At 65.6% G+C, this 16,810-nt stretch carries 18 protein-coding genes; 13 read left to right on the top strand and 5 right to left on the bottom strand.

Annotated elements, in window-relative coordinates:
• Positions 1-303 precede the first annotated feature (303 nt).
• Positions 304-732, bottom strand: coding sequence for a helix-turn-helix domain-containing protein (locus AB6A66_RS02400; RefSeq protein ID WP_371054664.1), 429 nt, complete (start codon positions 730-732; stop codon positions 304-306).
• 147 nt (positions 733-879) lie between these two features.
• Here AB6A66_RS02400 and AB6A66_RS02395 point away from each other — a divergent pair, with 147 nt between their 5' ends.
• From AB6A66_RS02395 to AB6A66_RS02385, 3 genes are read left to right on the top strand one after another with little or no spacing between them, the layout of a single operon-like run.
• Positions 880-969, top strand: coding sequence for a mercuric transporter MerT family protein (locus AB6A66_RS02395; protein WP_371054639.1), 90 nt, complete (start codon positions 880-882; stop codon positions 967-969).
• A gap of 14 nt (positions 970-983) precedes the next feature.
• Positions 984-1,190 (top strand): hypothetical protein, encoded by a 207-nt coding sequence (locus AB6A66_RS02390; RefSeq protein WP_371054638.1) that lies wholly within the window; start codon positions 984-986, stop codon positions 1,188-1,190.
• A gap of 20 nt (positions 1,191-1,210) precedes the next feature.
• Positions 1,211-1,375, top strand: a complete 165-nt coding sequence (locus AB6A66_RS02385; protein WP_371054637.1) for a hypothetical protein — start codon at positions 1,211-1,213, stop codon at positions 1,373-1,375.
• Positions 1,376-1,466: 91 nt separating this feature from the next.
• On the opposite strand, the gene AB6A66_RS02380 is transcribed toward AB6A66_RS02385, so the two are convergent.
• Positions 1,467-1,880 (bottom strand): Rrf2 family transcriptional regulator, encoded by a 414-nt coding sequence (locus tag AB6A66_RS02380; RefSeq protein WP_371054636.1) that lies wholly within the window; start codon positions 1,878-1,880, stop codon positions 1,467-1,469.
• Positions 1,881-1,966: 86 nt separating this feature from the next.
• The gene (locus tag AB6A66_RS02375; protein WP_371054635.1) at positions 1,967-2,257 is read right to left on the bottom strand and encodes a hypothetical protein; all 291 of its coding nucleotides are present in this window, start codon (positions 2,255-2,257) and stop codon (positions 1,967-1,969) included.
• A 213-nt stretch (positions 2,258-2,470) separates the two neighbouring features.
• Here AB6A66_RS02375 and AB6A66_RS02370 point away from each other — a divergent pair, with 213 nt between their 5' ends.
• The 3 genes from AB6A66_RS02370 to AB6A66_RS02360 are packed head-to-tail and all read left to right on the top strand — an operon-like array spanning position 2,471 to position 5,035.
• Positions 2,471-3,154 carry a 5-formyltetrahydrofolate cyclo-ligase gene (locus AB6A66_RS02370; RefSeq protein WP_371054634.1) on the top strand — a complete coding sequence of 228 codons (684 nt, stop codon included), beginning with the start codon at positions 2,471-2,473 and terminating at the stop codon, positions 3,152-3,154.
• Positions 3,151-4,356 carry an NnrS family protein gene (locus tag AB6A66_RS02365; protein WP_371054633.1) on the top strand — a complete coding sequence of 402 codons (1,206 nt, stop codon included), beginning with the start codon at positions 3,151-3,153 and terminating at the stop codon, positions 4,354-4,356. Before AB6A66_RS02370 ends, AB6A66_RS02365 begins: the two co-directional genes overlap by 4 nt.
• 10 nt (positions 4,357-4,366) lie before the next feature.
• A complete protein-coding gene (locus AB6A66_RS02360; RefSeq protein ID WP_371054632.1) occupies positions 4,367-5,035 on the top strand; it encodes an NnrU family protein in 669 nt (222 codons plus the stop codon).
• Positions 5,036-5,038: 3 nt separating this feature from the next.
• Here the strand turns inward: AB6A66_RS02360 and AB6A66_RS02355 are convergent, their stop codons facing one another.
• Together AB6A66_RS02355 and AB6A66_RS02350 are read right to left on the bottom strand one after the other, a co-directional pair.
• Positions 5,039-5,350, bottom strand: coding sequence for a carboxymuconolactone decarboxylase family protein (locus AB6A66_RS02355; RefSeq protein WP_371054631.1), 312 nt, complete (start codon positions 5,348-5,350; stop codon positions 5,039-5,041).
• A 10-nt stretch (positions 5,351-5,360) separates the two neighbouring features.
• On the bottom strand, positions 5,361-6,059 hold the full coding sequence (locus AB6A66_RS02350; RefSeq protein ID WP_371054630.1) for a helix-turn-helix domain-containing protein: 699 nt from the start codon (positions 6,057-6,059) through the stop codon (positions 5,361-5,363).
• 261 nt (positions 6,060-6,320) lie between these two features.
• Between AB6A66_RS02350 and AB6A66_RS02345 the strand changes: the two genes are divergently transcribed.
• The 7 genes from AB6A66_RS02345 to AB6A66_RS02315 all read left to right on the top strand — a co-directional run bounded on the left by AB6A66_RS02345 (position 6,321) and on the right by AB6A66_RS02315 (position 16,800).
• Positions 6,321-7,688 carry a nitrate/nitrite transporter gene (locus AB6A66_RS02345; RefSeq protein ID WP_371054629.1) on the top strand — a complete coding sequence of 456 codons (1,368 nt, stop codon included), beginning with the start codon at positions 6,321-6,323 and terminating at the stop codon, positions 7,686-7,688.
• Positions 7,689-7,754: 66 nt separating this feature from the next.
• Positions 7,755-9,179: a NarK family nitrate/nitrite MFS transporter gene (locus tag AB6A66_RS02340; RefSeq protein WP_371054628.1), complete on the top strand. Its 1,425-nt coding sequence runs from the start codon at positions 7,755-7,757 to the stop codon at positions 9,177-9,179.
• Between the two features lie 12 nt (positions 9,180-9,191).
• On the top strand, positions 9,192-12,932 hold the full coding sequence (locus AB6A66_RS02335) for a nitrate reductase subunit alpha (protein WP_371054627.1): 3,741 nt from the start codon (positions 9,192-9,194) through the stop codon (positions 12,930-12,932).
• Positions 12,929-14,452, top strand: coding sequence for a nitrate reductase subunit beta (gene narH, locus AB6A66_RS02330; protein ID WP_371054626.1), 1,524 nt, complete (start codon positions 12,929-12,931; stop codon positions 14,450-14,452). Before AB6A66_RS02335 ends, narH begins: the two co-directional genes overlap by 4 nt.
• Before the next feature lies 1 nt (position 14,453).
• The gene (gene narJ / locus AB6A66_RS02325) at positions 14,454-15,173 is read left to right on the top strand and encodes a nitrate reductase molybdenum cofactor assembly chaperone (protein WP_371054625.1); all 720 of its coding nucleotides are present in this window, start codon (positions 14,454-14,456) and stop codon (positions 15,171-15,173) included.
• Positions 15,174-15,185: 12 nt separating this feature from the next.
• A complete protein-coding gene (narI, locus tag AB6A66_RS02320) occupies positions 15,186-15,998 on the top strand; it encodes a respiratory nitrate reductase subunit gamma (RefSeq protein ID WP_371054624.1) in 813 nt (270 codons plus the stop codon).
• Positions 15,999-16,002: 4 nt separating this feature from the next.
• Positions 16,003-16,800 carry a peptidylprolyl isomerase gene (locus AB6A66_RS02315; RefSeq protein ID WP_371054623.1) on the top strand — a complete coding sequence of 266 codons (798 nt, stop codon included), beginning with the start codon at positions 16,003-16,005 and terminating at the stop codon, positions 16,798-16,800.
• The last annotated feature ends 10 nt before the right edge of the window (positions 16,801-16,810 follow it).

The raw sequence follows: 16,810 nt of genomic DNA, 5'->3' as shown, positions 1-16,810 counted from the left end.
CGTGTTCTCCGGCGGCAGAACCCTGCTCGGGTTCGCCGACATGGGGGCGGCCGTGCCATTCGTACTTTGGTTCAACACGCTCGCTGGTGTCGCCTACGTCGTCGCGGGCCTTGGCCTGCGGCAGGGGCGGCGATGGGCGTTTCCCTTTTCATTCGCGATCTTCGCGGCGACGCTGCTGGTCTTCGCGGGCTTCGGTCTGCATGTCGCCCGGGGCGGCGCCTACGAGATGCGCACCGTTTCCGCCATGGCTTTGCGCATCGTCGTCTGGGGTGGCATCGCCTTGTTGGCGCGTCGGCGCGATGATCAGACGGCCGGACCTGCGAGCGATCGAAGCACCGGGCAGTCCGGCACCGCCGCTCCGGTACATCTGGCGGCCGTTGCTCTCAGAACCGCCTCGATACGCCGCAGGTCCGAGATCCTCGCACGGACATCGGCGAGGTGACGCTCCGTCCGCTTCTTGACCTCGCTGCAGGTCGGCGCGGTGCCGTCTTCGAGCCCCAACAGCCCGCGAATGTCCTCCACCCTGGCCCCGAGGTCGCGGGCGCGCAGGATGAAGCGCAGCCGCCTGGCGTGCGCGGCGGAATAGATCCGGTAGCCGGCATCGGTGCGGGGCGGGTCGTGCAGCAGGCCGGTTTTCTCGTAATGGCGGATCGTCTCGATGTTGCGGCCGGTCGCCCGGGCGAGGTCGCCGCGTGTGAGGCCACTCTCGCGCTCGTGATCGGTCGTGGGCAGGTTTCGCCTTGATCCTGTAGTCGCTACAGCCTCTGCACCTGTCGTCAACCATGGACGAAAGGTGCACGACATGGCGCTGAAAGACGACACAACGGACAGCGCGGGTGCGGATCGCCCGGCCCGAAAGGGCTGGCTCGCCGAAGGCGGTTGCTTGGCGCCTTTCTCGCCTCGGCCTGCTGCGTCGGGCCGCTGGTTCTGCTGACCCTCGGCATCTCCGGCGCCCGGATCGGCATCTGACGGCGCTTGAGCCCGTGAAGCCGATCTTCGCCATGATCGCGCTCGGCTTCATCGCGGCTGGCTTCCGGCAGGTGTATTTCCGCAAGCCGGCGGTCTGCGATCCCGGCCCCTACTGCACGCGCCCATCCTCGGCGCGGGTAACCAAGGCCACGCTCTGGGCCTTCCTGTTCCTCGTTGTCGCAGCGCTCACCATCGACTGGTGGGCCCGGCTTCTCTACTGACCCACCGGAAGGACACCGTCATGAGGAAGCTCCTTGCGCTTGCCCTGTTCGGCCTGACCGCCACAGCGCCGTTCACTGCCCTCCCAGCGGCCCCACAGACCGTCGCCGCGGAGCGGACCGTCACCTTCGCCGTCGACAACATGACCGGTGAGCTTTGTCCGGTCACCGTGAAGCGCGCGATGTAGGGCGACTGCTGCGTGTTCTGCTCGTATGGGGATGTCGCCTGCCCACCGGCGCAGGAGGGTGGTGGCTGTCGCGACAGGTGACCGTCGGCGATCAGGCGCTTTCCGGGCGGTAGACGCAATCGGCCAGTGTGCTGCGGTTGAGATCGGCCAAGAAGGCGGCCTCGGCATGCGCCAGCCGGGCCTTCAACCGGCACCGCGGGATCAGCGTGCAGGCGTTGGCTCCTGCCGCGAAGCACTCCACAAGCGCCTGATCGGCCTCGAGCAGCGCCACCACATCGCCCAGCCGGATATCTTCGGGCGCACGCGCCAGTATCGCGCCGCCCCCGCCGCCACGCCGGGTTTCCAGAAGGTCTGCCGCGGCGAGCGCGGAAATCACCTTGGCCAGATGATTGCGCGAGACGCGGAATTCGGCGGCAAGGTCGGCGGCCGTGAAGGCGCGGCCCGGCTCGCCCGCCATGCGCATCATCACGCGCAGCCCGTAGTCGGTGAAGGAGGTGAGGCGCAAGGTCGCGCTCCTGATTTGGTATTTACAGTGCGTATTATGACGGTCTAATCGGTAAATCAAATACCAATTCGTATCCTTCCAATGAGTCAGCGCAGAATGGATGTGCCATGCACCACCACGTAACCGATGCGGCACCAAAGGAAACCGGCGCGCTGATCGACCGGATCCCGACCAACCACCACAAGATGCAGAGGGCTGACCTCGCCCCTCCGGTGCCATTGGCCAGCCATGTCGAACAGGTTCACGCCGATGATCCGGAAGCCCCCAATGGTCTTGCCAATGCCCTGACCCGGCCCGCGCGCGAGATCGGGGCTCATATGGCCCGGGAGGAGATGATCCAGTTTCTGGCCATGCACGCGGGCCGCAGGCCCGGGCATCGAACACCCCGTTGCGGTGATGCGCGCCGACCATGAAGATCACGCAGCGTCCATCTCGCTGATCCCGAAACCGACGGCCGACCCGCTTCCGTCAGAGAATGGCTGCGGATCCTGGCGGTCGCTTGATGGCGGCGCGACGACGCTGCTCGAGGAACTGGCCGCTCACATCGCGCTGGATAACACCTTGCTTTTCCCCCGGTTGGAGGCCGCAAGATGACCAAGGACGGGACACATGCCTCGCCGCCCTGCATGGCGGCCGAGATCGATCCCGCTTATTTCGGCTCGGTTGGCGTCGATCCCGAGCAGGCGTGCGATGTGGCGCGCTGGCGCCAGGCGGAACGGACGCGGCTGGCCGGGCTGAGAGAGGGTCTGGGCCAGGCCGGGCGGGCGCAGGTCTCGGACAGGATCGCGGGGCATCTGGGGCGGGTGCTACGCGATTGCGGGGTGGGGCAGTGGTCTGTCCTGTCGGGCTACTGGCCGATCGGGGGAGAACCCGACCTGCGCCCGGTCCTGGCCGATCTGCATCGCGCGGGCGTGACCGTCGCGCTTCCGGTGGTCGAGACGCGCGCCGCGCCGCTGGCGTTCCGCCAGTGGACGCCCGAGACCCGGCTGGTGCGGGGCGACTGGAAGATTTCGGTTCCCCCGCCAGAGGCCCATCTGCTGACGCCCGACATCGTGCCCGCCCCGTGCCTGGGTTGGGACGGCGCATGTTTCCGGTTGGGCTGGGGCGGGGGCTACTTCGACCGGACGCTGGCGGGTCTGTCGCCGCGCCCCCTGACCATCGGCATTGCCCTCGGCGCAGCGCGCCTGCCCACGATCTATCCTCAACCCCACGACATCCCGCTCGACGTGATCCTGACCGAGGATGGTGTCGCGGCCAAAAGGACAGACAAATGACCTCGACCGCCGAACAGATGCGCGCCTGGACCGGCCCCGCGATCCTGACCTACGGCTTCCGCCCGTTCTTCTTCGGCGCGGCGGTCTGGGCGGCGCTGGCCATGGCGCTGTGGGTACCGATGCTGTCGGGGCATGTCGCGCTGCCCACGGCTTTCGATCCGGTCAGCTGGCACGCGCATGAATTCCTCTACGGTTACCTCGGCGCCGTTATCGCGGGCTTCCTGCTGACGGCCGTGCCGAACTGGACCGGACGGCTGCCCATCGTCGGCTGGCCGCTGGGCGGGCTGGCGGCGCTGTGGCTGGCCGGTCGCGTGCTCGTGCTGGTCTCGGCGGGCTTGCCGCCGCTTCTGGTCGTAGGCTTCGATCTGGCCTTTCCGATCGTGCTGGCCGCCGTGATCGCACGCGAGATCGTGGCGGGCCGGAACTGGCGCAACCTGATCGTGCTGGGGATGCTGGCCGTCTTCGCCCTCGGCAACGCGCTATTTCACTGGGAGGCGGCACGGGGAGACTATGCCGCGCAGGGCTACGGACTGCGCCTGGGACTGGGCGCTGGGATCATGATGATCGCCGTGATCGGCGGGCGGATCGTGCCCTCCTTCACCCGCAACTGGCTGGTGAAGCGCGGGCCGGGCCGTCTGCCCGTGGCACCGATGCAGCGTTTCGACAAGCTGTCCCTGCTGGTGCTGCTGGCCGCGCTCCTGCTGTGGGTGGCCGTGCCGCTGCACACAGCCACGGGGATGGCGCTGATCGTGGCGGGCGCGCTCCACTTTTTGCGACTCGCCAGGTGGGCCGGTCATCGGACGCTCGCTGAACCGCTGGTAACGGTCCTGCACATCGGCTACGCCTTTGTGCCTCTGGGCGCGTTGGCGCTCGGGGCGGAAATCGTGGTGCCGGGCGCGCTCGGGATCGCAGGCGCGCAGCATTTGTGGATGGGCGGGGCCATCGGGCTGATGACGCTGGCGGTGATGACGCGGGCGACGCTAGGTCATACCGGGCAGGCGCTCAGTGCGGATGCCGGAACCATCGCGATCTATCTCGCCCTGATCCTCGCGGTGCTGGCCCGTGTCGCCGCCGGTCTCTGGCCGATGCAGGCGGAGCTTCTGCACGGGCTGTCGGGTCTTTTCTGGATCGCTGCCTTCGCGGGCTATGCCGTGATCTATGGCCGGCTGCTGCTGCGCGCGGCCCCGGCCAAGCGGATCTGAAGGACGCGTCATGGGATGGGGCGAATATGCGCTGGCCTTCGCGGCTTTCTTCCTGACGCATTCCGTGCCGATCCGCCCACCGGTCCGGCCATGGCTGGTGGCGCGGCTGGGGTCCGCAGGTTTCGGCATCGCCTATTCCGCGCTGTCGCTCGGCGTGCTTGCCTGGCTCATCGGCGCGGCGGGCCGCGCGCCCTACGTTCCGCTCTGGCACTGGTCGCCGTGGCAGAACCACGTCGTGCTGACCGCCATGCTGCCGGTTTGCCTGATCCTCGCGCTCGCCATCGCGCGGCCCAACCCGTTCTCCTTCGGCGGGGCGCGGAACGAGCGTTTCGACCCGGTGCGGCCCGGCATCGTGCGGCTGACGCGTCACCCCCTGCTCTTCGCGCTGGCGTTCTGGGCGGGGGCGCATCTGCTTGCCAACGGCGATCTGGCGCATGCGATCCTATTCGGGATCTTCGCGCTCTTCGCAGGGCTTGGCGGTCGCCTCGTGGATCGGCGCAAGCGGCGAGACATGGGCCCGGAGTGGCAGCGGATCGACTCCGCCCGCCGGCAGGCCCCGTTCTTGCCGCGGCCGGCCTCATGGGCCGGCGCAGCGATCCGGCTGGCGCTGGGTGTCGGCCTATACGCGGCGCTAGTGTGGATGCATCCCTACCTCTTCGGAGTCAGCCCGCTGCCCTGAGCGTCAATCCCCGATGTCCTCGATCCAGGTCTTCGCGGCCACGGCGCGCGGCAGCCCAAGGGGACCTATGGCCAGCAGGGCCACCTGCATGATTGCTTCGGGCTCGATACCGTCCGCCCTCGCCCGGCGGGTATGCGAATGGACCGCGCCTTCCGAGCCGGCACCGATCGCCAGAGCCAGCTTGACCAGGCGTTTCTCCCGGTCGGTCAGCGGCCCGCAATCGGCGGTCGCCTTGCCGAGAGCGGAATAGGCCCTCCAGATGTCGGGGTGCTGTTCGGCGAGATCCTTGGCCGCGCCGGGCATCGATTTGGTCATGGGGTCATCCTTAACTTGCGTGATCGTCGATCAGGGGACTGGGCTTGGCGAACCGTTCGAGAAGCGCCTGATCGCGAATCCGGATCCGAGTGCCGTCAACCTCGATGCCATAGGGCTGCAGGCCCTTGAAGGCGCGGCTCAGATTTTCTGGCGTCATGCCGAGCACGGAGGCCAACCTGCGCTTCTCGAACGGCAGATCGAATTCGGCGCCTCCACTCGCGCGTTTCTGCTGACGCAGAAGGAAGTTGGCGAGTCGCTCGAGCGAGGTACGAAGCTTGATATCCTTCTGCGCCTTGATGACCGAGCGGTAGCACTGCGCCAGTTCGGCCACGATCGCGCGGGCGAAGGCGCTGTCGGCGGCGAAGATGGCGCGCACGTCTTCGCTCGGGATCAGGGCGATCCGACTCTTTTCCAGCGTTCGCGCCGACATCAGGTACGGCGCGTCCCGGATCGTCGCGGCAAGGATGAAGGTCGATATGGGCCGCACGGTCGCCATGCTGGTTTCGCGGCCGTTCCAACCAGCAAACAGATCGACAGCCCCGGAAAGTACGATGTGAAGGAAGTCGCTAGGCTCGCCTTCGGTGATGAGCTCGATCTGGGGCGGGAAATTCTGCACGTAGGCGCCGCGCATGAGCGTCACGAAGTGCTCATCCGTCATGTCCCTGAAAAGTTCCAGTTCCCGAATGCCCGGTCCGTCCGGCACGGCCATCGCCTCACCCTTCTAAAATCACGTGATTGATAAATATCAAGAGTCGCCGTGACAACAGTCTTTCACGTGACAGCCCCGTGTTGTCCCTGCATTTGAAAGTGCGCGGTCCCCCGCGTGATAAATTTCAGTAACCCATTTATTTTGCAAAGATTTTTCGGGTTGTTTGACCTCGATCAAGCACGAGGCGCCGGTCCGTCCGGCAGTTATTCCCCAAGCCACACATCGGCATCGCGCCGATGCAAGATGCCGGAGGGACAGTTCATGCATACACTTGATGGCGTTTCACGCTCGGACCAGTACCGCGCCCTGGGGCTCAGTACTTTCGCCTTCACGGTCTGTTTCGCGGTCTGGACGATATTCTCGATCATCGGGGTCCAGATCAAACAGGACCTCGGTCTCAGCGACACGCAATTCGGCCTTCTGGTGGCAACCCCCGTTCTGACCGGCTCGATCAGCCGGATCTTTCTTGGCGTCTGGACGGAGCAGTACGGCGGGCGGATCATGTTTCCGCTTCAGATGCTTTTGACCGCGGTTGCCGTCTGGCTGCTGACCAGCGTCCAGACCTATGAAATCTTCCTTCTGGCCGCGCTCGGAATCGGTCTTGCCGGTGGCTCCTTCATCGTCGGTGTCGCCTACACTTCCCGCTGGTTCGAGAAGGAGCGGCAGGGCACGGCGCTTGGCATTTTCGGCGCCGGCAATGTCGGTGCTGCCGTCACCAACTTCGCGGCGCCGTTTCTTGTGGTCGCGATCGGCTGGGAAGGCACAGCCCGTGTCTATGCCGTTGTCCTCGCGGTCGTCGCCGTCCTGTTCTACCTGCTGGCCAAGAACGACCCCGTTCAGGAAGACCGCAAACGGACCGGCGCCGGTCCGGCCTCGACCGGATCCATGCTGGAGCCGCTCAAGGAGATCCAGGTCTGGCGTTTCGCCACCTACTACTTCTTCGTTTTCGGCGCATTCGTCGCGCTCGCGAGCTTTCTGCCGCGATACTATGTCGGTGCCTATGGCCTCGAACTGACGACGGCAGGGGTCTTCGCCGGTCTCTATTCGCTGCCCGGATCGGTTTTCCGCGCGCTCGGCGGCTGGATGTCCGACAAGTGGGGCGCCCGTTTCGTCATGTACCTGACCTTCATCGGGTCGCTCGCGATCCTGTTCGTGATGAGCTACCCCGAGACCGGATACGTCGTCGAGGGCATCAAGGGGCCGATCGAGTTCGATTTCGGCCTGAGCGTGGGGGTCTTCGTCGGCCTGACCGTCATTCTCGGCTTCCTGATGAGCCTCGGCAAGGCGGCCGTCTACAAGCACATCCCGGTCTACTACCCGCATCATGTCGGCTCGGTCGGCGGTCTCGTCGGCATGATCGGCGGTCTTGGCGGTTTCTTCCTTCCCATTGCCTTCGGCATGCTGCTCGACCTGACGGGCGTCTGGACCGCTCCGTTCATGTTGCTCTTCGTGCTCGTCGCGATCTCGACTGTCTGGATGCACGTCGCCATCCGCCGGATGGAGCGCCGCAAGCATCCGCAACTGGCCGAAGACCGTGACCTGTCGGATCTGCCCGAGGCGCCGCTTCCCAAGCCGGTGGACCGGCCGCGCCGTTCCAGAGGCGGGCCCACCTCCCAGCCGGCGGAATAGACCGGCGCCGGCGCGGCCGGAATGGCCGCGCCGCACGCCCACAGCTTCTGAAAAGGGAAAAGACAAATGGCTTCCAGCACGACGAACAAGGGTCACCTGCTGACCGACTGGCGACCGGAGGACGCCGATTTCTGGGAGAACGAGGGCAGGGCGGTTGCGAACCGCAACCTCTGGATCTCGATCCCGTGCCTGCTGCTCGCCTTCTCGGTCTGGCTGGTCTGGTCGATCGTCGTCGCCAAGCTGCCGGCGATCGGGTTCGAATACACCACCGCGCAGCTCTTCTGGCTCGCCTCGCTTCCGGGGCTCTCCGGCGCGACGCTGCGGATCTTCTACTCCTTCATGATCCCGATCTTCGGGGGGCGGCTCTGGACGACGCTGTCCACCGCATCGCTGCTGATCCCGGCCATCGGCATCGGCTTCGCGGTCCAGAACCCCGAGACGCCCTATGCCGTCTTCCTGATCCTCGCGCTGCTCTGCGGCCTCGGCGGGGGCAACTTCGCCTCTTCCATGGCCAACATCGCCTATTTCTTCCCACGCGCGCAAAAGGGCAACGCGCTCGCGCTCAATGCAGGGCTCGGCAATCTGGGCGTGTCGGTCATGCAGTTCCTCGTGCCGGTGGTCATCACCGCGGGCGTGTTCGGCGCCCTCGGCGGCACGCCGCAGGAGCTGTCGGACGGCGGCCAGCTCTGGCTGCAAAACGCGGGCTTCATCTGGGTGCCGTTCCTGGTGGTCGGGGCGATCGCCGCGTGGTTCGGGATGGACGATATCGCCGATGCGCGCGCTTCGCTCTCGGATCAGCTGCAGATCCTCAAGCGCACGCATAACTGGATCATGTGCGTGCTCTACACCGGCACGTTCGGCAGCTTCATCGGGTATTCGGCGGGCTTCCCGCTGCTGATGAAGACGCAGTTCCCGCATCTCGACATGTTGCACCTCGCCTTCCTCGGCCCGCTCGTCGGCGCGCTGAGCCGGGCCGCGACAGGCTGGGTCTCGGACAAGTACGGCGGCGGACGCGTCACGTTCTGGACGTTCCTGGGCATGATCGCCGCGGTTTACGGCGTGCTGCAGTTCCTCCCGCTCGGTGACAGCGCCGGCAGTTTCTGGGGCTTCTTCGCGTGCTTCATGGCGCTGTTCTTCCTGACCGGCGTGGGCAACGCTTCCACCTTTCAGATGATCCCGGTGATCATGCGGCGCGAGACCGCGCGGCTCTTTCCGATGCTGGACGCCGACGCTGCGCGCAAGCAGTCCGAGCGCGAGAGCGCGGCGATCATCGCCTTCACCAGTGCGATCGCGGCCTATGGCGCCTTCTTCATCCCGAAGAGCTACGGCACCTCGATCTCCATGACCGGCGGGCCGGCGGCGGCGCTTTGGGCCTTCCTGATCTTCTACGTCGTCTGCGCGGCGATCACCTTCGTGATCTACACCCGCCCGGGCGGCCTTCTGCACGATATCGAACATGGCCGCGCCACCCCCGCGCAGCCGGCTGAGTAAGAGGACAGCATCATGAGCCATCTCCTGGACAGACTTAACTTTCTGCAATCCAAGGAACTGGAGCGTTTTTCTAAGGGCCACGGTCAGGTCACGCGCGAGAACCGCGACTGGGAGGACACCTACCGGGAGCGCTGGCGGCACGACAAGATCGTCCGCTCGACCCACGGGGTGAACTGCACCGGGTCCTGCTCGTGGAAGATCTACGTGAAGTCCGGGATCGTCACATGGGAGACGCAGCAGACGGATTATCCGCGCACGCGGCCCGACCTGCCGAACCACGAGCCCCGCGGCTGCGCGCGTGGCGCCTCCTACAGCTGGTATCTCTACTCCGCGAACCGGGTGAAGAACCCGCTGGTGCGCGGGCGGCTGATGAAGGTCTGGCGCAAGATGCGCGAGACGACGACGCCGATCGAGGCCTGGACCGCGATCCAGACCGACCCGATCCTCCGCGCCTCCTACACCGAGACGCGCGGCAAGGGCGGGTTCGTGCGCGCCAGCTGGGACGAGGCGACCGAGATCACCGCGGCCGCCAACGCCTACACCGCCAAGACCTACGGGCCCGACCGCATCTTCGGCTTCTCGCCCATCCCGGCGATGTCGATGATCTCCTATGCCGCAGGCTCGCGGTATCTGTCGCTGATGGGCGGTACCTGCATGTCCTTCTACGACTGGTATTGCGACCTGCCGCCTGCGTCCCCGATGACCTGGGGCGAGCAGACGGACGTGCCGGAATCGGCCGACTGGTACAACGCGGGCTACCTGCTGATCTGGGGCTCGAACGTGCCGCAGACCCGCACGCCCGACGCCCATTTCTACACCGAGGCGCGCTATCGCGGTACCAAGTCCGCGGTGATCTGCCCCGACTATTCCGAGGCGGCCAAGTTTGGCGATGTCTGGCTGAACGTGAAGCAGGGCACCGACGCGGCGCTGGCGATGGCCTTCGGCCACGTCATCCTGCGCGAGTTCCACCTCGACCGGCAGGCGCCCTACTTCGAGGAGTATTGCCGCAAGTATTCCGACTTCCCGATGCTGGTTAAGATCGAGGAGAAGGACGGCAAGATGATCCCCGGGCGGTTCCTTCGGGCCGACGACCTGGACGGCAAGCTCGGCGAGGAGAACAACCCCGAATGGAAGGTCGTCGCTTTCGACAGGATCTCCGAGGGTCTGGTCTCGCCCAACGGCTCCATCGGCTACCGCTGGGGTGAGGACGGAGAATGGAACCTCGAGGAGAAGGCGAACGGGGCCGAGACCAAGCTCCAGATGTCGCTGGTCCTCGACGACGACCACGACGACGTGGTGGGGGTCGATTTTCCTTATTTCGGCGCCGACGCGACGGAGGCGTTCACCACCGGCGACAAGCGCCCGAACGTCCTGACCAAGAACGTGCCCGTGAAGCGCATCAAGACGGCGGATGGCGAAGTTGCCGTCGCCACGGTCTTCGACCTCTTCTGCGCCAACTACGGCCTCGATCGTGGTCTCGGCGGCGAGTGGGTTGCGAAGGATTATGCAGACGACGTGCCCGGGACGCCCGCCTGGGCCGAGAAGATAACCGGTGTGAAGGCTGACAAGATCGTCCATGTTGCCCGCGAATTCGCGCAGAACGCCGAAAAGACCAACGGCAAGTCGATGATCATCATCGGCGCCGCGATGAACCACTGGTACCACATGGACATGAACTACCGCGGCGTCATCAACATGCTGGTGATGTGCGGTGCGGTGGGCCAGTCGGGCGGCGGCTGGGCGCATTACGTGGGCCAGGAAAAGCTGCGCCCGCAGACGGGCTGGCTGCCCTTGGCCTTCGCGCTCGACTGGGGGCGTCCGCCGCGGCAGATGAACTCGACCTCGGCCTGGTATGCGCACACCGATCAGTGGCGCTACGAGACGCTGACGGCGGGCGAGATCCTGTCTCCCACTGCGCCCGAAGGCGACTGGGACGTTTCCCTGATCGACTACAACATCCGCGCCGAGCGGATGGGCTGGCTGCCCTCGGCCCCGCAGCTCAAGACCAACCCGCTGGAGGTGGCCAAGGCCGCCAAGGCGGCGGGCAAGGAGGTGGCACCCTACATCGCCGAGCAGCTCAAGTCCGGCGAACTCGAGATGTCCTGCGAAGACCCCGACGCGCCCGAGAACTGGCCGCGCAACCTCTTCGTCTGGCGGTCGAACCTCTTGGGTTCGTCGGGCAAGGGGCACGAATACTTCCTCAAGCACCTGCTCGGCACCGATCACGGCGTCATGGGCAAGGATCTGGGCGAGGAAGGCCGGCAACTGCCGAAGGAGGCGAAGTGGCACGAGGACGGCCCGCGCGGCAAGCTCGACCTGCTGGTGACCATCGACTTCCGGATGAGCACGACGGCGGTCTATTCCGACATCGTTCTGCCCACGGCGTCCTGGTACGAGAAGAACGACCTCAACACCTCGGACATGCACCCGTTCATCCACCCTCTTCAGGCGGCCGTGGACCCGGCCTACGAAAGCAAGTCCGACTGGGAGATCTTCAAGGCGATCGCCTACAAGGTGCAGGAGGTCGCGCCGGAAATTCTCGGGCAGGAGACCGACGTCGTCGCGCTGCCGATCCTGCACGACACGCCCGGCGAAGTCGCACAGGATCAGGTCCGCGACTGGAAGAAGGGCGAATGCGATCTGATCCCAGGCAAGACCGCGCCGAACTTCATCGCGGTGGAGAGGGACTATACCGCGATCGGCGACAGGTTCTGCGCGCTTGGCCCGCTCATGGACAAGCTCGGAAACGGCGGCAAGGGCATCTCGTGGAAGACCGAACACGAGGTCCAGCACCTGCGCGACCTGAACGGCGTGTGGGAGGATGGCCCGGCCAAGGGTTGCCCGAAGATCGTCACCGACATCGACGCGACCGAGGTCGTGCTGATGCTCGCGCCCGAAACGAATGGCGAAGTCGCGGTCAAGGCGTGGGAGGCGCTGTCCAAGGCGACGGGCCGTGAACACGCCCATCTCGCGCTGCCCAAGGAGGACGAGAAGATCCGCTTCCGCGACATCGCGGCCCAACCGCGCAAGATCATCTCGTCGCCCACCTGGTCGGGTCTGGAAAGCGAGAAGGTCTGCTACAACGCGGGCTACACCAACGTCCACGAGCTGATCCCGTGGCGGACCCTCACGGGTCGGCAGCAGCTCTATCAGGATCACCTGTGGATGCTGGCCTTCGGCGAGGGCTTCATGTCCTATCGGCCTCCGGTGGACCTCAAGACCATCACCAAGGCGGTGCAGGACGAGGGCGACACGCTCACCCTCAACTTCATCACGCCGCACCAGAAATGGGGGATCCACTCGACCTATACCGACAACCTGCTGATGCTGACGCTCAATCGCGGCGGTCCGGTGATCTGGATTTCCGAGAACGACGCGAAAAAGGCGGGGATCGTCGATAACGACTGGGTCGAGCTGTACAACGTGAATGGTGCGCTCACGGCCCGCGCGGTCGTCAGCCAGCGCATCAAGGATGGTACGACCTTCATGTATCACGCCCAGGAAAAGATCGTGAACACGCCCGGATCGGAAAAGACCGGCAATCGCGGCGGTATCCACAACTCGGTCACCCGCACGGTGCCCAAACCCACCCACATGATCGGCGGCTACGCCCAGCAATCCTACGGCTTCAACTACTACGGAACCGTGGGGGCGAACCGGGACGAGTTCGTCGTCGTCAGGAAGATGAAGAAAGTGGACTGGCTCGACCGCGAAAAGAGCTGGGAAGCGCCTGCACAGGAGGCAGCAGAATGAGAATCCGCGCACAAATCGGCATGGTGCTGAACCTCGACAAATGTATCGGGTGCCACACCTGCTCCGTGACCTGCAAGAACGTCTGGACCAGCCGCGACGGTGTCGAATACGCTTGGTTCAACAACGTCGAGACCAAGCCCGGCACCGGCTATCCCACCGACTGGGAGAACCAGGCCCGCTGGAACGGCGGCTGGGAGAGGACGAAATCCGGCAAGCTCCAGCCCAAGCAGGGCTCCAAATGGCGGATCCTCGCGAACATCTTCGCCAACCCCGACCTGCCCGAGATCGACGACTACTACGAGCCGTTCGATTTCGACTACGACCACCTGAAGTCGGCCCCCGAGATGGAGGCGTTCCCCACGGCGCGCCCCCGTTCAAAGATCACCGGCGAGCGGATCGAGAAGATCGAGAAGGGCCCGAACTGGGAGGAGATCCTCGGCGGCGAATTCTCGAAGCGCGGCGAGGATTACAACTTCGAAGGCATCCAGAAGGAGATCTACGGGGAATACGAGAACACCTTCATGATGTATCTCCCCCGGCTCTGCGAGCATTGCCTCAACCCGACCTGCGCGGCGTCCTGCCCCTCGGGCGCGATCTACAAGCGCGAAGAGGACGGCATCGTCCTGATCGACCAGGAGAAATGCCGCGGCTGGCGGATGTGCGTCTCGGGCTGCCCGTACAAGAAGGTCTATTACAACTGGTCCACGGGCAAATCCGAGAAATGCACCCTCTGCTATCCGCGCATCGAGAGCGGCAACCCCACCGTCTGTTCGGAGACCTGCGTCGGCCGCATCCGGTATCTCGGCGTCATGCTCTATGACGCCGACAAGATCGAGGAGGCCGCGAACGCGGCCGAGGAGATGGACCTCTACGACGCGCAGCTCGGCGTTTTCCTCGACCCGAACGATCCCGTGATCATCGAGACCGCGCGGGCCGACGGCATCCCCGAGGACTGGATCACAGCGGCGCAGGAAAGCCCGATCTGGAAGATGGCGATGGAGTGGAAGGTCGCCTTCCCGCTGCATCCCGAATACCGGACGCTGCCGATGGTTTGGTACATCCCGCCGCTCAGCCCGATCCAGAACGCCGCCGAGGCGGGCGCGATCGGCATGGACGGCGACATGCCGGATGTCCGCAATCTGCGCATCCCGCTGCGCTATCTCGCGAACATGCTCACGGCCGGTGACGAGGCTCCCGTGGCCCAGGCGCTGGAACGGATGCTGGCGATGCGCGCCTACATGCGCGCCAAGACCATCGACGGCGTGCGCGACGAGGCCATCGCGGCCCGCGTCGGCCTGTCCGGCCGGGTGATCGAGGACATGTACAAGATCATGGCGCTCGCGGACTACGAGGATCGCTTCGTCATCCCCACCACCCACCGCGAACAGGTCGAGGATGCCTACGACCTCAAGGGCGGCTGCGGCTTCACCGACGGCAATGGCTGCTCCACCGGCATCTCCAAGGGCTCGCTGTTCGGCGGGTCCAAGAAACCCCTGAAAATGCCCACGGAGGTGCAGTGACATGGCCCCGCAACTTCAAGACCGCACGCTGAAATCCCTTTCGCTGATCCTGAGCTATCCCACGCGGGAGCTTCAGGCCGCCATGCCCGAGATCGGGGCCGTTCTCGCCTCCGACACAAGGCTCACCGGCGCCGCGCGGCGGGGTCTGCGGCCCATTGTCGAGGCGTTGCGCGACGACGACATCTACGACCTCGAGGAGCGGTTCGTGATGCTCTTCGACCGCTCGCGCACGCTGTCGCTCAACCTCTTCGAGCATGTCCACGGCGAGAGCCGGGACCGCGGCGGCGCCATGGTGTCGCTGATCGAGACCTACCGCGAGGGCGGGTTCGAGCCCGCCACCACGGAACTGCCCGACCACCTGCCGGTTCTGCTGGAATTCCTCGCCACGCGTCCCGTCGCCGAAGCGCAGGAAACCCTGGCGGACGCGGCGCATATCTTCACCGCCATCGAGGAACGCCTGCGACGTCGGGACTCGGAATATGCCGCCGTCTTCGCCGCTCTTTCCCAGCTGTCCGGTGTGACGGCGGACGGGGAGGCGGTGGCAGAGCTCCTCGAACAACCCGACACGGACCCCGAGGATCTCGAGGCGCTCGATGCCGTCTGGGAGGAATCGGAGGTTCTGTTCGGCCCCGACCCCAATGCCGGCTGCCCGATCACGCGCGACATCCTCTCGCGCATGGATGAACCCGTAACACCCGCTCCGCGGCACGCGGCCGAATAGGAGACTGAACCCATGTTCGCCAACTTCGACCTGAACTTCGTCATCTTCGGCGTGATGCCCTATGTTGCTCTGACGATCTTCCTCGTGGGCTCCATCGCCCGCTACGAGCGCGACCCTTTCACCTGGAAAAGCTCCTCGAGCCAGCTCCTGCGACGCAAGCAGCTGATCTGGGGGTCGATCCTGTTCCATGTCGGTATCATCGTGGTGTTCTTCGGCCACCTGATCGGTCTCTTCGTTCCGGTCTGGGTCCTCGACACCCTGGGAGTTCCCTACGGTCTCAAGCAGTGGCTCGCCGTTCTGATCGGCGGACCGGCCGGTGTCGCGGCGCTGATCGGCTCGACCATGCTGCTGCATCGCCGGTTGTTCGATCCGCGCATCCGCGTCACATCGAGCTATCCCGACATCATCATCATGGGCCTGATCTGGCTCCAGCTCGCGATCGGATTGCTCACGATAACCCAGACGCTGCAGCACATGGACGGCGGCGAGATGGTGCGCTTCATGAACTGGTCGCAAAGCGTGGTGACCTGGAACGTCAATGCATGGATCACCGTCGTCGACGTGCACTGGCTTTACAAGCTGCACATCTTCCTCGGCCTGGTCATCACGATCCTGTTCCCGTTCACGCGGCTGGTGCACATCTGGTCGGGGTTCGCGGCACCGTTCCGCTACCTGCTGACGCGCCCGGGCTACCAGATCGTCCGGTCGCGCCGCAGCACACCGCTGCCGGCCCGCAACGGGCCGGTTGCGTCGGCAAGGCGCGCTCCGGTCCCGCCGCGGGCCACGGGCCGGCCCGAGTCCAGTATCGCCAACCCTGCGGAGTGAAACCATGAACGCAGCCCTGTTTCCTGATCTGGTGGTCAATGGCGAGACGGTGCCTCACACCGTCATCGCCGCCGAGACGCAGAACCACCCCGGCCCCAAGGGCAAGCCCGGCATCGCCTGGCGCAAGGCGGCGAACGCGGTGGCGGTGCGCACGCTGCTTCTGCAGGAGGCGCGACGTCGAGGCCTGTCGCCCGATCCGGCCGAGATCGGGCCGGGCCGTTTCGAGACGGACGAGGAGGCTCTGATCCGGGGCCTTCTCGAAACCGCGGTCACGTCCGAGGCCCCGATTGAGTCCGACATCCGTACCGAATGGGAGCGCGACCCACAGCGCTTCCGCTCGCCACCGCTCTGGGAGGTGTCGCATGTCCTCGTCGCCTGCGATCCGCGGGACGACAGGGCGACGGCCACCGCCCGGGAGCGGGCTGCGGATCTTGCGCGCCGCGCGCAGGACAACCCGCGTGGCTTTGCCAAGCTTGCGCAGGAGCACAGCGATTGCGGCTCGAAATCCTCGGGCGGCGCGCTCGGCCAGCTTGGGCCGGGCGACACCGTGCCGGAGTTCGAGGCCGCGCTGCGCTCGCTGGCCGAGGGCGAGATCACGCCCGAGCCGGTTCTCACTCGCCACGGCTGGCACGTCATCCGCGTGGATGCCGTGGCCCAGGGCGCCGTCCTGCCCTTCGAGGCCGTGCGCGGCAAGATTTCGGACGCCATGGAGAAGGCGGCCTGGGCCCGTTCGGCCCGACACTACATCAACCAACTGGTCGCGTCCGCCGAGATCTCCGGCGCGGACCTGCGATCGGTCTAGTCCCGGAAAC

Origin of the sequence: Rhodosalinus sp. K401 (assembly GCF_041365735.1) — a bacterium.
Classification (GTDB): domain Bacteria; phylum Pseudomonadota; class Alphaproteobacteria; order Rhodobacterales; family Rhodobacteraceae; genus Rhodosalinus.
This window is presented reverse-complemented; position numbering and strand designations above follow the sequence as displayed.

What these genes read in the sequence shown, in the direction of transcription:
- AB6A66_RS02385 (WP_371054637.1), top strand. Translation starts at nt 1,211, where the DNA reads ATGAGGAAGCTCCTTGCGCTTGCCCTGTTCGGCCTGACCGCCACAGCG.
- AB6A66_RS02375 (WP_371054635.1), bottom strand. Translation starts at nt 2,257, where the DNA reads ATGCCCGGGCCTGCGGCCCGCGTGCATGGCCAGAAACTGGATCATCTC.
- AB6A66_RS02370 (WP_371054634.1), top strand. Translation starts at nt 2,471, where the DNA reads ATGACCAAGGACGGGACACATGCCTCGCCGCCCTGCATGGCGGCCGAG.
- AB6A66_RS02365 (WP_371054633.1), top strand. Translation starts at nt 3,151, where the DNA reads ATGACCTCGACCGCCGAACAGATGCGCGCCTGGACCGGCCCCGCGATC.
- AB6A66_RS02360 (WP_371054632.1), top strand. Translation starts at nt 4,367, where the DNA reads ATGGGATGGGGCGAATATGCGCTGGCCTTCGCGGCTTTCTTCCTGACG.
- AB6A66_RS02355 (WP_371054631.1), bottom strand. Translation starts at nt 5,350, where the DNA reads ATGACCAAATCGATGCCCGGCGCGGCCAAGGATCTCGCCGAACAGCAC.
- AB6A66_RS02350 (WP_371054630.1), bottom strand. Translation starts at nt 6,059, where the DNA reads ATGGCCGTGCCGGACGGACCGGGCATTCGGGAACTGGAACTTTTCAGG.
- AB6A66_RS02345 (WP_371054629.1), top strand. Translation starts at nt 6,321, where the DNA reads ATGCATACACTTGATGGCGTTTCACGCTCGGACCAGTACCGCGCCCTG.
- AB6A66_RS02340 (WP_371054628.1), top strand. Translation starts at nt 7,755, where the DNA reads ATGGCTTCCAGCACGACGAACAAGGGTCACCTGCTGACCGACTGGCGA.
- AB6A66_RS02335 (WP_371054627.1), top strand. Translation starts at nt 9,192, where the DNA reads ATGAGCCATCTCCTGGACAGACTTAACTTTCTGCAATCCAAGGAACTG.
- narH (WP_371054626.1), top strand. Translation starts at nt 12,929, where the DNA reads ATGAGAATCCGCGCACAAATCGGCATGGTGCTGAACCTCGACAAATGT.
- narJ (WP_371054625.1), top strand. Translation starts at nt 14,454, where the DNA reads ATGGCCCCGCAACTTCAAGACCGCACGCTGAAATCCCTTTCGCTGATC.
- narI (WP_371054624.1), top strand. Translation starts at nt 15,186, where the DNA reads ATGTTCGCCAACTTCGACCTGAACTTCGTCATCTTCGGCGTGATGCCC.
- AB6A66_RS02315 (WP_371054623.1), top strand. Translation starts at nt 16,003, where the DNA reads ATGAACGCAGCCCTGTTTCCTGATCTGGTGGTCAATGGCGAGACGGTG.